This is a genomic window from Alteromonas pelagimontana, from assembly GCF_002499975.2.
GTDB classification, from domain to species: Bacteria; Pseudomonadota; Gammaproteobacteria; order Enterobacterales; family Alteromonadaceae; genus Alteromonas; species Alteromonas pelagimontana.
This window is the reverse complement of record NZ_CP052766.1, coordinates 2,218,412-2,232,120: the sequence shown is the minus strand read 5'-3', so window position 1 is coordinate 2,232,120 and position 13,709 is coordinate 2,218,412. Positions and strand designations below refer to the sequence as shown.

At 45.9% G+C, this 13,709-nt stretch carries 13 protein-coding genes; 7 read left to right on the top strand and 6 right to left on the bottom strand.

The annotated features are described in order from the left end of the window. The first annotated feature begins 13 nt into the window (after positions 1-13). The gene (locus CA267_RS09965) at positions 14-1,390 is read left to right on the top strand and encodes a 5-methyltetrahydrofolate--homocysteine methyltransferase (protein WP_075607624.1); all 1,377 of its coding nucleotides are present in this window, start codon (positions 14-16) and stop codon (positions 1,388-1,390) included. A 234-nt stretch (positions 1,391-1,624) separates the two neighbouring features. Further along, on the top strand, positions 1,625-3,757 hold the full coding sequence (locus CA267_RS09960) for a TonB-dependent siderophore receptor (protein ID WP_075607625.1): 2,133 nt from the start codon (positions 1,625-1,627) through the stop codon (positions 3,755-3,757). Positions 3,758-3,859: 102 nt separating this feature from the next. Here the strand turns inward: CA267_RS09960 and CA267_RS09955 are convergent, their stop codons facing one another. The 3 genes from CA267_RS09955 to CA267_RS09945 form a co-directional block, all read right to left on the bottom strand. After that, positions 3,860-4,513 carry a FlgO family outer membrane protein gene (locus CA267_RS09955; RefSeq protein WP_097349100.1) on the bottom strand — a complete coding sequence of 218 codons (654 nt, stop codon included), beginning with the start codon at positions 4,511-4,513 and terminating at the stop codon, positions 3,860-3,862. A gap of 355 nt (positions 4,514-4,868) precedes the next feature. Beyond that, complete coding sequence (locus CA267_RS09950) at positions 4,869-5,510, bottom strand: response regulator transcription factor (RefSeq protein ID WP_083638225.1); 642 nt, start codon at positions 5,508-5,510, stop codon at positions 4,869-4,871. After that, positions 5,488-7,128 carry an MASE1 domain-containing protein gene (locus tag CA267_RS09945; RefSeq protein WP_170669048.1) on the bottom strand — a complete coding sequence of 547 codons (1,641 nt, stop codon included), beginning with the start codon at positions 7,126-7,128 and terminating at the stop codon, positions 5,488-5,490. Before CA267_RS09945 ends, CA267_RS09950 begins: the two co-directional genes overlap by 23 nt. A 176-nt stretch (positions 7,129-7,304) precedes the next feature. On the opposite strand from CA267_RS09945, the gene CA267_RS09940 reads away from it, so the two are divergent. Both CA267_RS09940 and CA267_RS09935 read left to right on the top strand, forming a co-directional pair. After that, the gene (locus tag CA267_RS09940; RefSeq protein ID WP_075607627.1) at positions 7,305-7,940 is read left to right on the top strand and encodes a FlgO family outer membrane protein; all 636 of its coding nucleotides are present in this window, start codon (positions 7,305-7,307) and stop codon (positions 7,938-7,940) included. Then, on the top strand, positions 7,930-8,526 hold the full coding sequence (locus CA267_RS09935) for a FlgO family outer membrane protein (protein ID WP_139316212.1): 597 nt from the start codon (positions 7,930-7,932) through the stop codon (positions 8,524-8,526). Before CA267_RS09940 ends, CA267_RS09935 begins: the two co-directional genes overlap by 11 nt. Before the next feature lie 234 nt (positions 8,527-8,760). Here the strand turns inward: CA267_RS09935 and CA267_RS09930 are convergent, their stop codons facing one another. Further along, positions 8,761-8,937 (bottom strand): hypothetical protein, encoded by a 177-nt coding sequence (locus CA267_RS09930; RefSeq protein ID WP_170669047.1) that lies wholly within the window; start codon positions 8,935-8,937, stop codon positions 8,761-8,763. Between CA267_RS09930 and CA267_RS09925 the strand changes: the two genes are divergently transcribed. Then, entirely contained in the window at positions 8,937-9,272 is a 336-nt protein-coding gene (locus CA267_RS09925) for a helix-turn-helix domain-containing protein (protein WP_075607630.1), read from the top strand. The two genes, CA267_RS09930 and CA267_RS09925, sit on opposite strands and share 1 nt — an antisense overlap. A gap of 653 nt (positions 9,273-9,925) precedes the next feature. On the opposite strand, the gene CA267_RS09920 is transcribed toward CA267_RS09925, so the two are convergent. Further along, on the bottom strand, positions 9,926-10,435 hold the full coding sequence (locus tag CA267_RS09920) for a type II restriction endonuclease (protein WP_075607631.1): 510 nt from the start codon (positions 10,433-10,435) through the stop codon (positions 9,926-9,928). Positions 10,436-10,506: 71 nt separating this feature from the next. Between CA267_RS09920 and CA267_RS09915 the strand changes: the two genes are divergently transcribed. Further along, positions 10,507-11,379 carry a LysR family transcriptional regulator gene (locus CA267_RS09915; protein ID WP_075607632.1) on the top strand — a complete coding sequence of 291 codons (873 nt, stop codon included), beginning with the start codon at positions 10,507-10,509 and terminating at the stop codon, positions 11,377-11,379. A gap of 66 nt (positions 11,380-11,445) precedes the next feature. Here the strand turns inward: CA267_RS09915 and CA267_RS09910 are convergent, their stop codons facing one another. After that, on the bottom strand, positions 11,446-12,336 hold the full coding sequence (locus tag CA267_RS09910; RefSeq protein WP_075607633.1) for a LysR family transcriptional regulator: 891 nt from the start codon (positions 12,334-12,336) through the stop codon (positions 11,446-11,448). Positions 12,337-12,492: 156 nt separating this feature from the next. Between CA267_RS09910 and CA267_RS09905 the strand changes: the two genes are divergently transcribed. Next, entirely contained in the window at positions 12,493-13,701 is a 1,209-nt protein-coding gene (locus CA267_RS09905) for a CaiB/BaiF CoA transferase family protein (RefSeq protein ID WP_075607634.1), read from the top strand. The last annotated feature ends 8 nt before the right edge of the window (positions 13,702-13,709 follow it).

Here is a 13,709-nt window from a genome sequence, read left to right as displayed (position 1 = left end):
AAGGAATACTGCTATGACAAAAACTTTTCAGCTTAACTGGCTTGCCGCAGCAATTGGCACTTTACTTTTAACGGGTTGCGGCGATGCAGAAACTACCATTGTTGAACAAGACCCCATTGAAGTGCCTGGTGATGATCACGACGATGACCATAATCACGATGATGGTCTTATTGATAGTTTAGGAAGACTTGCCGTCACCTCCGCAGAAAGTAATGAAGCCGTGATTTACGATTTGGACGATAACAGCTTACTTGATACCTTCCCATTGACCCATGAATCCAGTGCAGTTTCCTCGTCAGCCGGTTACCGCTATGCCGTATTTACCACCCGAACTCAAGACCACGTTGGTTTTATTGACGGTGGGTTGTGGCGCGAAGATCATGTTGATCACTTGCATGATTATGAACAAGCACCGGTAATGAGCGACTACGCGCTTAGTGGCAGTCGCCCTACCCATGTGGTAACGCATGATGGAAAAATGGCAGTGTTTTATGACGGAGACGCCGAAGCAGGCACGACGGCTTCCGTTCAGGTAGTAAACGACACCGATATCAGTAGTGAAACTGCCGACTTGCCAACCCTTCCTTACAATATAAACATGCATGGTGTGGCGGAACCTCGTGGCGAACACCTGCTGGCTACCATTCGCCGCGACGATGCGTTAAATACGTCAGCCAATAAAGTACTGCCGGATCAAATTGGTGTATTCCACTGGCACGACGGTGAATACGAACAAGAACAAGTGCTTGAGGTCGACTGCCCGGACTTACATGGTGCGGCGCAGAATGTGGATTATAATGCATTTGGTTGCAGTGACGGCATCATGGTCGCCCACCAGCACGATACCGAATATCACGCGGTAAAAATTCCAAATGTCGAAAGTTTAGGCGGTCTGCGAGTTGGCTCCATTTTCGCCCACGAAGACAGCGATTCCTTTTTCGGCGTGGCATCACAACATTCTGGTGGTGCGGCAATACTGGTTAACATTAATCCGGTAGAAAACGACATGGAAATGGTAGACTGGGAACCTGCCACCGATGCTCAGGCGATTTCCTACAGCTACTCAGCTGACGGTGACCACTTTCTCATATTAGATAATCAGGGCTTTCTCACTGTGCTTACTCCACACGACCATGACGGGCACAGCCATTGGGAATTTGATAAACGTATTAATATTTCAGAAGAAGATGTTGCAACCATGCCAGAAGGGCAATCTTTTAGCATGGCAATTTCTTATAGCTCGAATATAGTCTATGTTGCTGATCCAATTGCTCAACATGTTCTTGCTATTGATCTTGAGTCTTCGGAAACCGTTAGTGATATTCCATTAGACTTTGCGCCTGCTGGAATTGCCTGGATGGGTATACCTGAAACAGAGCACGCACATTAATTACTGACGTTTTTACTTTTGGCCGCCCGTTAAAGGCGGCCATTTTTGGATTATTTTAATTTTGCAGCGTATTTGCTGCCAAAGAAGCGTTTTTCTTAGCGCAATTATTAATTCTGATCCCAGCGGCGAGTGATATCTAAACACAATGCCGTAACAAATAACTTATAAAAAATTCTACTGCCAGATGACATTTCTTATGCCATGGAATAAAGAATTTATGGAGAATTTCACAGCATGAAAACCCACCGTTTCTTTGCCTCATCCGCACTGGCTACCGCAATTTCTATTGCGTTAACGGCAAGTGGCTACGCTCAGGAGCAGAAAGCACCCGTCACGGATATTGAACAAATTGAAGTGGTACAGCAACGTCAGCCTTACCGGGGGGATGTACCGCTTAAATCAATGCCGCAGTCGATTGATGTGGTATCTGGAGAATTACTAAGTGCTGCGGGTATTGATGACTTGCAAAACGCATTAGATTTTACCAGCGGTGTCGCGCGCCAAAACAGCTTTGGCGGTCTTTGGGACAGCTTTGCAATTCGCGGTTTTGCCGGCGACGACAACCTGCCTTCGGGTTATCTGGTAAATGGCTTTAGCGCTGGCAGAGGCTATAGTGGCCGCCGGGATACTTCCAATATTCAGGAAATAGAAGTACTAAAAGGTCCAGGTTCTGCACTTTACGGCCGCAGTGAACCCGGTGGAACCATTAACATCATCACCAAAAAGCCTCAGTTTATTGAGGAAGGCTACCTTCAAGCCTCAGCTGGCAGCTATGATGTTTATCGTCTGGAGGGAGATTACACTAACGCCATTAATGCCGACGTCGCCTTTCGTGTAAACGGCGCTTACGAAGACGCGGGAAGTTTTCGCGATACCGTGACCAGTAAAAAACTGTCGCTAACACCGTCTCTGCTGTATCGCATAAACACTGACACCAGCGTGCTATACGAGCTTGAACTATTGGATCAGGAAGCGCCTTTTGACCGTGGTATTGTGGTGCTTGAGGATAACGCCGATGCGGTATCTATCAAAAACTTTTACGGCGAACCTAATGATGACCCTATGGAAATTAAGGGCACTGGACATCAATTAACCTTACAACATCGTTTGAATGCTATTTGGAACCTACAGGTTGGGCTGAGTTATCGCGACTCTTCCTTTGAAGGTTATTCGACAGAAGTGGAGTTGTCGGATAGTCGGCAACTGCTTTATGTTGATGGCAAAACGCTCTCGCGACAGCGTCGTTATCGCGATTATGATGCTACCGATCTTTCTGCACGACTGGAAATTAGTGGCACTGTTGAAGCTGCAGGAATGGCACATCATATTTTAATAGGTGGCGATGCCTACGATTATCAGCTTGATCAGATTCAACAGCGCTGGCGCACCAACGCTGGTGTTGGGGATGCCACCTATTCTGTTGATTTACACCATCCGCAGTACGGGCAGGAGCCGCCGGACACCGCCCCGCTTTGGGACCAGCGCGAGGAGCAAAATGCCTACGGCATATATATTCAGGATCAAGTTGATATTTCAGAACGCTGGAAAATAGCAGGCGGTCTGCGGTTTGACGATTATGAGAAAGATTATTTTAATTTTCTTGCCGGTTCAGAAACCCTGCAGTCGCAAACTGCCATCAGTCCGCGCATAGGTGTGGTTTACGAAGCTTCTTCATTCTATACAATTTATGCAAACTATTCAGAAGGCTTCAGACCCAATTCTGGCACTGACATTAACGGTAATGCTTTCGCGCCCGAGGAAAGCCAATCTTACGAAACCGGCGTAAAATTCAATAACACAGATGAGAGCCTAAACGGTACCCTTGCTTTATTTCACGCCCAAAAAACCAACGTTCTCACCACTGACCCGGTTAATTTAGGCTATACGGCAGCGTTAGGTGAGGCAGAAAGTCAGGGGGTGGAACTTGACCTCAGCGCTTACATAAGCGCCAATACTTCGCTGACACTGGCTTATGCTTACGTCAATGCCGAAACTTCAAACGATATGACTAATATTGACTGGGGCGTTGAGATACCGGCGGGAAGCCGATTGATTAATGTCCCCAAAAATAAAATCAATCTTACTGCCATTCATTATCTGGATGTTGCAGGTAATGACGCTCAAATCGGCGCAAGCATCACCTATGTGGGAGACCGATTAGGTGACACCATTGCCCCAGATTACATTTTGCCAAGTTATACTACCGTGCGGTTGTTCGGGGGAATAAATTTGACGGAAAAGTGGGAAATCAGTGCAGCTATCGACAATCTTTTGGATAAAGAATACTACTCCAACTCTTACTCCGCCTTATGGACCCAACCTGGTAGCCCTCTGACAGCAAAACTTAGCGTTAAATATGGGTTTTAAGACAGACGGAACCTGAAACAGGCACTGCCCAAAAGATCAGCGCCTTTAAATTAAGATCATAAGACCTATGGCCGAAAAGCATTGCGGTCATAGGTTCAATACTCAGTCGGTGCTGTCCAACACCAGAGCGTTTCGGGCACTTTGTGGGTGCAATGACTCAACTACAAAATGAGGAATAAAGCCTTTACTGGAGGCAACCACAACTTTGCTATTCAAATCCACCATACGAATATTTAAGATCACGCCGCGATCGTTATAGGTCATAGTTCCCGACAATACATACTGTACAGTCGGATGTAGGCTTAGCTCTGACAAGTTGCGGCTAAACGCAAAATCACCATTTGGATTCACAAGAATCTTACCGGTAGTTTTGTAATCTACTACGGCAATACCAAACTCTTGTAGCTCGGTAATAAAACTTTCAGCTAATTGGTTGCCAAGAATATTGGTTTTATCCAAGCCGCTGTCAAGCTCAACAAAGGAAGCGACTGCGACGGGGGTACTAACAGTAACATAGCGTAAATTTTCCACCAGCTTCATGGTCATCTGTTCAGCATAATCGCTTAGCAGCTTATGCGTGTGTAGTGGCCGGTAGCTGTGCGCTGGCGGGCTCCAGCCTGCAAGTGGCACAATATTTGGCTGATTATAACGTTGGATATTACCTGATTGATTATAAAAATGAGGGTCATGATGATGCGCGCATCCCGCTAATAGCATCGTCGTAATCATTCCTGTAATTAAAATAAAACTTTTCACTTTTCCTTCCTTCAATGCTGTATGTTGCGGGTGTTCGGTACTAAATAACCTGATTGGCTATGAGCGTGTTCGTGCTCGCAATGGTAACTATGTGTATGGTCGTGCTGGTGATGGCGCACCTGGTTGTAATGACCCGTACGGTTATGGTGCCCAGATTGATGGTATTGATGCGGATGGTGAGCGCATCCGGCCATCAGCAGTAGCCCCGCCGAGCCAAATAGCCCCAGTAATTTTTTCATCGATTCCTCTGCTTGTTCGATTCAATTGTTTGGTTTTATGTCACGCATCTTTATCTGCCGGAGAGGCGAGGAATGAATAAGGAAATGACTGATTATCTCTAGGAATTTTTCTTATACTACAAAAACTCTTCGAAGCTGATAGTGCCGCTTTGCAAGCCGATTCGCAGCAAATCGAAAGGGCTGGCAGCATTAAGCTTACGATAAATATTGGCGCGGTGGGTAAGAATGGTTTTTGGCATGGTGTCGGTCAATTGTGCGACCTTCTTTGGGTTATGCCCTTTTGCCAACAGAATGAATATTTCCAGTTCTCTGGTAGTCAAGCTGGCGATACGGGCATCGTTGCCGCCACTATTAAAGTGTAATACCTGCAGAATTTCCCGCGTAAGATACACTTCGCCCTTGCTCACGGCTTTAACAGCTTCAATAATTTCATCCGCCGCCGCTCTTTTTGATACGTAACCCATGGCACCAATACCAATAGCTTGCGTAATATAGTGATACTGCTCATACATACTTACCATTATAATTTTACTGTGAGAGCAGGTTTTTTTAATAAGTTGTGCTACGTCCAAACCGTTGCGATCAGGCAAAGAGATATCCACTAACGCGATATCAAAATCCGTGTCGCCACAATAATTCTCGACCTCAGCGTAGCCCCCCCATTGCGCCACCACTTGCCAGTTCGGTTGCGTACTAAGCAGATGAGCAAAGCTTTCCCGTACCAGAAGATGATCATCAATAAGTGCAATATTTATCATGCGCTGTTAATTCCTGTTGAGCTAACGGGATACGAAGAGTGAGAATAAATGATTGCCTCCCCTTAATTTTAATTTCGCCATTTAATGCGGCTACGCGATCTTTAATACCTTCCAAACCGAAGCCGCCAATTTCATGATGGGTATTTTTTGATTGCGGTATAAAGCCGTGGCCGTTGTCTTGCAAAGTCAGATGCACATGTTCGTCTTTCACCTTCACCTCAAGGCTGAAGCGGTCTGCTTTACTATGTTTAATGCAATTGCTTACGCCTTCTTGCACTATACGAAAAATGGCAATGCTGATGTTTTCAGGCAGAGAATCCAGTTCACCGCTAAGGGTGCTATGGTAGCTGATTCCGTGCGTCTGCAGGCGCTGACTAAAGTACTTGCCGCTGAGCGTCTTCTGCAGACCAAACTCATCCAGTACCCGCGGGCGTAGCCAATGCAGCAGATGATATACCGATTGATAAATCTGTGCGGTGGCGTCCCTCACCAGCTTCAAGGTGGAAGATTCACGAATTTGCGGAAACTGATACTCCAGTACTTTCAGTTCACTTTGCAAAGCGGTAAGGTTCTGCCCCACTTCATCATGCAATTCCTGCGACAGCGTTTTACGCTCCTGCTCCTGTACATTTACCACTTTATTTGCCAGCAAACGGTTGCGATCCACTATTTGATTTAATTCACTATTTTTTTGTTTAAGCTGAACATTCAGGCGCTGCTGCTGACTAACCACTGCTCCAAGCAGTAGCCCGCCCATGCCATACACAAATACATAAAATTGGGTATCTTTCAGATGCTCAGTCGCAGATTCACCATAAACGGTAAAGGCTAAAAAGTAATTGATTGTGCAAGTCATAATTAAAGAACCCGCCCAACCATATCGATAAGCCATACAGATAATGGCTAAAAACGCTAACGCTCGAAGCATGTACAGGGTTTCAGGGTAAAAATAATAAATTACCATGGTACAAGCTGACGCCATAATCCACACCGATGTGCCTTCCGATAGCGTCTCCCAATCCAGCTGTCGTCGGCTATTCCACCCATGCGCCAAGGTAAGCATTAACGGCGTAATTAGTAAAATACCTGTAGCGCCTCCCAAAAAATGTGTCATTCGTACTTCAAACTCATCCACCCGCTCGGTAATCCCTAACAGCCATTCCCCTACTTGCAATACATTAGCAGTTTGATTCACCAGAATTAGCGCAAAAAACGCCAGTATGCCTTTAGGGTTATCTATAAAACCGCGCTTGTGCCAAGGTTTGGTAAAGTAATGAACGATAAACAGCGGCAGCAGATAATAAAGGCCATAAATGCGTAAGTCATTCATGACACCGCTTAACGCTAAAGGTACCGTCTGCTGATAAACCAGAATTTTTATAAGAAAATACGCCAGCGGTACGCCCAACATTACTGTAATCCAATACCGGTAGCGAACCAGCAGCAATAAAGCCAGTACCCAGCCTGACGGCATATACCAGGTGCTGATCTCATCGTACAGATACCAGTGCATTGAAAAGGTAAACAGCGCAGCGTAACCCAACCCACTGATAACCAGCAGAAACAGATGCTTTAAGAGATTGATAGCGATTGTTTGCACTCGGCCATCATAAGCCACAGCAAGATCCTTAACTTCCTTTTTCTGGAACCGGTTATTGTGCATTAGAATCAGGCACTGATCACTTTGCGTATCGCTTTTTAGGAATTATTCTTAGGGTAATTGCGTGATTTTCTAATAGCCTTGCGTCACTTAAGACGGTACAACATCGCTAACACGCAAAAACTGAGATATGGATGCTTCGCTTTATCCAAATTATTATGCTCAGCCTCGGAATATTGTTGGCGGGCTGTAGCGCTAATTCACAGAAGCAATCCCATGCGCAAGAACTTCCCCCTCCCGACGCAGAACTTTTGCATGTTGTAGAAGATATTGCAGATAGCCTGGTTCACAGTAGCTCTCGCCCTATTCATAAAGGCCGCATTGCCGTAGGGACCATTGGGCAAATAGACACCTTACGATTAGAAGAGAATCGCCACCATCCATTAACTTTTTTGGGGCTGAAATTACAGGATTCGCTGATGGTCGCGCTGCAAAATCGCGGATTGAGAGTGGTAGATTATAAGCGTTCTGCAAATGTGATAATTCATTCGACAGAAGATCAAATGTTAAGCCGGGAATTAAAACATCTAGGGCAGTCAAAGCAACTGGATTATTTTTTATCCGGCACCATCAGCTATCAGGAAAACGGCGCCACTATCAGCTTACGCATGGTAGATTTGCTGGACGATGAACTTGTCGCTGCCACCAATGATTTTGTGCCGATTGATATCTTTTTCCCACCCCACCGGGTAACCGAATATAACGGCAGAATTTATCGGGACAGTAAATATCGCTCGGGCCGGCGCTACTTAGGCGAACATGAGCAATAAGATGCGTTATTTCACAGTTATATTTATCAGCGGTTTATTGGCAAGCTGCGCTTCTCCCACAGAACACCTTCATCGCCCACAGTTAACAGCTAGTCCTTTGGCTGACTGGGGAGGCGAGCAATTGGGACATTACGTGCAAGAGCTAAGTAACGAACTTATCCGCACCATTGAACATGTTAATCCAAACAGTAAAGTTGCCGTCAGTAGTTTTCGTTTTGTTGACGACCAGCAACAGTACTCGCCGGTTTTCGCCCGCCAAATTCAGGAAAGCTTTATTTACGAATTGCATAAGGTCGGCCAGTGGGTGACTGATGTAAAAGCGACCGACTTTATTCGCGTCACACCAGACGGTGATTTTGCGTTGTCGAAAGACTATCTGGATCTGCCAAACTCTGTCACGCTCGATTATATCCTGCTCGGCACCCTGACCAATATGCGGGGCGGTGTTCAGGTTAACGCGCGATTGGTTGAAATCACCACTCGCAGAGTAATGGCAGTGGGCGAAACGTTTATTCCCCAAAGAGTCATCCGTGATGTTTTACCATCTGAGCAAAAACCTATTCGATTGGTGGAAGGAGAGAGTTAGTTTTGCCGATAGGCGCTTTCAAAATTGTTCATTGCACAACCTTGTTGTGGCGAGAGGATGAGCACGATACGCGAAGCACTTTTTTGAATTACTGCTCGCGTAGTCAGTTTGTCGAATAAAAAAGTGAAGCAGCCTTGCGAAATAAACAAAATTTCGTATCCGAAACGCCGTAAAATCATCCTGATGGCTCTGCTGGAGCATCCCTGCTCCAGAAGTTCCGGCCAGGAAATGTAGTTAAGCGGGTTGTACAATTAGCTCATCAACATTCACATCTTCGGGCTGTTCAATGGCATAGGCTATGGCATTGGCAATCGCTTCGGGCTTTAGAGCCACTTTGCGAAAGTCTTCCAGCCATTCCTTTGCTGATCCATCTGTTGTCGTATGCGCTAACTCGCTTTCTACTACTTTCATTGAAAGACACCCCCACAAAATGCGTTTCTGTCGCCATTCAAAAACTGCGGCGTGATTATGATCAATCTGTAACGGTAGAGGAGCTGGCAAAACTCGCCCGCATGAGCGTGTCCTCATTTCATGCGCACTTCAAAGCGGTCACAAAAATGAGCCCGTTGCAGTTTCAAAAATTCGTTCGGTTAGTTGAGGCAAGAACCTTGATGATTTCTCAACATTTAGATGCTGCAACCACTGCACATAAATTTGGCTATGAAAGCGCCTCGCAGTTTAGCCGCGAAGACGCGCGAATGTTTGGCAATCCACCAGCACGGGATATTGCTGGCATAAAGGTTTGAGGAGTAATTGAAACAAAAGTATAGCTAAATCTTCTCCGATTATTGATGAGGCCGCAGATTACCGTGCCATTCCGGCAGTTGCTGTAAGGCGCGGATTCTATCTTTTTGCACCAGTAAGGCTTCAAATACATCGTCGAAGTTATCGTTTTTTCGCCCCAACTGCGGTAGTGCAAGGTGGGCCTGAATGAAGAATGACTGAGTTTCGGCCTCCCATGCCTTTGGGTAACGTCAGCTGACTCTGGGCGTGGCTAAGGGTTATAAAAACGGCATCATGATCGTGCAGCTCGAAAGTGATCACGTCGCGCTAAACTTTAATTAACCGCGGCTGGAACGTTGTAACTGGATATCGCTGCGCCGGGCGTAAAACGTTTGGATATTCATATTTGTTCTTGGCAGAATTTCACTGCCGTCAGGCTACTTTTTTGTTGCTCATAAAGAGTCAGCCATTGTTGTTGGCTGCGCTGGGATGACGCATGGTGATCTCCCTCTAAAGAGAGCAACATGCCGCAGCAATATCAGGAATTGAACGTGGGGATCACCGGACGAATACATTCGCCGTTACCCACCTCAGAGCCCCTTCTTTATGGCGGATAATATTGTTAAGGGAAACAAAATACGTTGAAAATTAGACCGACAGGAGGTTACAGAGTCTCCTAACGATAAAGATCTTTTGTTTCTTTAATGAACGTCCCAAAGCTGATTAAATAGTCTCTTTGAGAAGATGTATATGTGCGCTGTATGACTGTAGGTACTATCAACTGAAGACCCATATCCTTCATCTGAGTGGTCTGATCCACAGAAATAGCGGGTTCCAGTGTCATCAGGTGTTTTAGGCTTACCCGATTGGCTTCCGCCAGCACTTGTCTCCAGCGTTCTTTACAGCTGGTTTTTGCCGCGAGCACACGTAGTCTGCCATCAGGGAAATTTTGGTCATAATATGCCTCCTGCCCGGGAAATAAGAAATCAGGCGTTTGTTTTCCTTCGGTTTTTCCACCACGTATGAAGTTCAAGCTATTCCGGATAAGTATTTCTTCGATATGATTTTCAAAGGAATGCCCAGCCCTTGACTTGCGCCGGTTTTGAACACTCAGAGAAAATTTAATAAACTCATCTACGTCATCACCGTGTTCACCAAAACCCTGCTTGAGGCGTTGGTATGACACATCTTAGTTCGTAACGTATACTGTTAATATAGTCATTAATGTTAAGCTTACTAACGGTATTCGTTATTAAAATGGACACGCAATCTCTGGAAGTATTTTTACATGCCGTGAGAACCGGTAGCTTATCGGGAGCAGCCCGACATTTAAAATTGACCCCAATGTCCGCGACTCGTCGTCTTGCCGCGCTGGAAAACGAACTGGGCGTTCGTCTCTTTCAGCGTACATCGCGCTCGATCTCACTAACGCCGGAAGGAGACGATTTTTTGCCATTCGTGGTGGAAATGCTGGAAACCCAGGAAGCGGCGCGTGCGACTCTCTCATCCTCAGTAGGCAGTGCAACTGGCTTACTACGTGTTACTGCCCCAATTACCCTGGGCCGAAAGCGTATTATGCCGATTGTGCAATCGCTGCTTGATGAAAACCCAGGCCTTCGGATTGACCTTGAGCTCAGTGATGGCATTGTTGATATTGTTGCCTCGGGATTTGACCTTGCCATCAGAATTGCTCCACTCAAGGATAGCGACCTGATCGCTCGACGGCTGGCTAATAATCCGAAAGAAATATACGCCGCACCATCCTATTTAGAGCAGCATGGTACGCCACGCACGATAGAAGACCTCGCGCATCATCAATGTTTGACATTCTCCAATTTCACCCACTGGCAATTCATTGTAAATGGAGAAGAAAAATCAGTTCGTGTTGGGGGGAGATTTGCGTCCAGCAGCGTTGATGGCTTCCTTTCAGCCTGCCTGTCGGGCCTTGGGCTGGCACAACTTTCATCATGGGATGTGAAGGAAGATTTGGAAAACGGCCGACTGGTTGTAGTTCCTCTTGAAGGCGCGGTACCCCGTGACTTAGCTATTTGGGCAGTTTACCCCTCCAGGCGGCAGGTTTTGCCCAAACTACGTGTCTTCCTGGAGAAATTCCAAAAAAGCTTGTCCTGAAAGGTATTAGCTGCTTTATAGAAGCTGTGGTTCGACCCGCTCAATTCTCTTGTCTTTCAGCGAGTCCTAAATTGTTTTTAAATCCACCCCCAGCACAAAAGACTTTAATATTTTTGCGGCGGGGGATAGCGTTCTTCCTCTCTGGCTGATCAGAGAAATTTCTCTTTTAATCGTCGGGTTGTTCAACGGCTTCCTGATAAGGGATTGCGGCAGATTCTTGACTACACCCAGGCTGGGCAAAATAGTAACGCCAATACCTGACTCTGCATAAGATAAAGCTGTTGGCATGAGTCTGGGCTCCAGCACAATATCCAGTTTCATATTCTGCGCTATAGCAGTACTGTCAATTAACGTTCTGATTGTGGTTCCTTTGTCCATTGCTATCAGCTTTTCGTCAGCTAAATCTTCCCATGTGACATATTCTTTTTGAGCGAAGGAATGCGAACGTTTACACACTACGACGAGCGCGTCCTCGGTGATGGCTATAGCCTCTAAATCTTTATCAGTCTGCGTATAACTGATCCCGAAATCTATTAGCTTGCCTTTAATCGAATCCACAATCTCCTGCCCTGCGCAATCTTTTACATTCAGCCTTATGTCAGGATAAGCATCACTGAATTTCTTTAACACATCAGGTAAAAAGTGGCCGCACACGGATGGGACGGCAGCAATATCCACACGACCGCGTCTAATCGATTTATAAGTTTTAACGTCATGAATGGCCTGCTCGAAATCGCTTACTAATTTTTCTGCTGTTGATAAAAACCCCTCACCGGCTTCGGTTAACTCAACCTGCCTGGTATGGCGCCTTACTAATTGTACTCCAAAGTCCTGTTCTAACTGTTGAATAAGGGAACTGAGCGCTGGCTGGGTAAGACACACACGCTCGGCTGCGCGGGTAAAATGTAGCTCTGCAGCGACAGCAATAAAAGCTCTGAGATGTTTAATATTTATCATGGCTGACGCACCTGAAGATTAATCAGAAATAATTATTGATATATAGGATTAATCGATTTGAATGATAGATTCAAGAAGAACATAGTATTAACAAAATGTAAACAGTAAGTGGTAGGTTGGTTACTTGCTGGATAAGGGCATACTTTTGGAGTCAATATGTTTTCTCTTCTTAATGGCATTAAGGTCATCGATTTAACCACCATTGTTTTAGGGCCGTACGCGACTCAGTTTCTCGGTGACTTCGGGGCCGATATAATTAAAGTAGAAAATATATCAGGTGATTTATTCAGAACGGTTCGTCCAGGGCGTAGTGATGAAATGGGCGCCGGCTTTATTAATTGCAATCGTAACAAACGTTCCATTGCAATCGACCTAAAGACCCGCGACGGCAAGAACGTACTTGAAAAGCTAGTTAAAGAAGCTGATGTGGTAGTTCACAATATGCGAACTTCAACAGCTACAAGACTTGGGATCGACTACGAATCATTGAAAAAAATCAATGGCGAAATAGTGTATTGTTTCGCCCCAGGCTACGGGCAGAATGGAATTTATGCAGAAAAGCCCGCCTATGATGACATCATTCAGGCTGAGAGCGGCCTGGCGTATCTGAATAAATCTACTGACGGTCAACCCAGATTTATTCCCACCATTATCTGCGATAAAGTGGGTGGAATGCATCTCGCCATGGCTGTATTGGCAGGAATGGTTCATCGTTTACAACATGGCGTTGGTTGTAAGCTTGAGGCGCCTATGTTTGAAGGCATGGTGTCGTTTCTCATGACCGAACAGCTGGCAGGCGAAAGTTTCGTTCCGCCGCTCGGCGGTACTGGTTACGAGCGTCTGACCTCCCCTTACAGGAAGCCATTTCCCACAAAAGACGGTTACATCAGCATCCTTCCCTACAGTACCCGCCACTGGCAAAAATTCTTTACCTTAATAGGACGCGCTGACATGGTCACTCACCAACACGTTACCGACCCGGTTATCAGAAGTGAGAACGTTGGCTCGTTATACAAGATAGTCAGTGAAAGTACGCCCGCTAAAACGACAGCGCAGTGGGTGGATGATCTTACTGCTATCGATGTTCCTTTTGCGCCAGTAAATGATATTGCTTCGTTACTCACCGACCCGCACTTAACGTCACAGTCGTTTTTCCGCGAATACGACCACCCTACAGAGGGCAGACTAAGAGAAGCCGGTTCGCCGTTTTATGCCGAGGACGTAGAATTATCCGATAATTTACCGTCTCCCCGCCTCGGCGAACACACCGCTGTTATTTTACAGGAATTGGGCTATGAAGAGCCTGAGATCAACGCGCTTGAAGCTGAAGGCGTGATTCTTTGTCAGCAACCTTTAACCTGTTAAGGAGTAAA

Coding starts and splice junctions, on each gene's coding strand:
- CA267_RS09960 (WP_075607625.1), top strand. CDS start 1,625: ATGAAAACCCACCGTTTCTTTGCCTCATCCGCACTGGCTACCGCAATT.
- CA267_RS09905 (WP_075607634.1), top strand. CDS start 12,493: ATGTTTTCTCTTCTTAATGGCATTAAGGTCATCGATTTAACCACCATT.
- CA267_RS09930 (WP_170669047.1), bottom strand. CDS start 8,937: ATGAAAGTAGTAGAAAGCGAGTTAGCGCATACGACAACAGATGGATCA.
- CA267_RS09965 (WP_075607624.1), top strand. CDS start 14: ATGACAAAAACTTTTCAGCTTAACTGGCTTGCCGCAGCAATTGGCACT.
- CA267_RS09950 (WP_083638225.1), bottom strand. CDS start 5,510: ATGATAAATATTGCACTTATTGATGATCATCTTCTGGTACGGGAAAGC.
- CA267_RS09910 (WP_075607633.1), bottom strand. CDS start 12,336: ATGATAAATATTAAACATCTCAGAGCTTTTATTGCTGTCGCTGCAGAG.
- CA267_RS09940 (WP_075607627.1), top strand. CDS start 7,305: ATGCTTCGCTTTATCCAAATTATTATGCTCAGCCTCGGAATATTGTTG.
- CA267_RS09935 (WP_139316212.1), top strand. CDS start 7,930: ATGAGCAATAAGATGCGTTATTTCACAGTTATATTTATCAGCGGTTTA.
- CA267_RS09915 (WP_075607632.1), top strand. CDS start 10,507: ATGGACACGCAATCTCTGGAAGTATTTTTACATGCCGTGAGAACCGGT.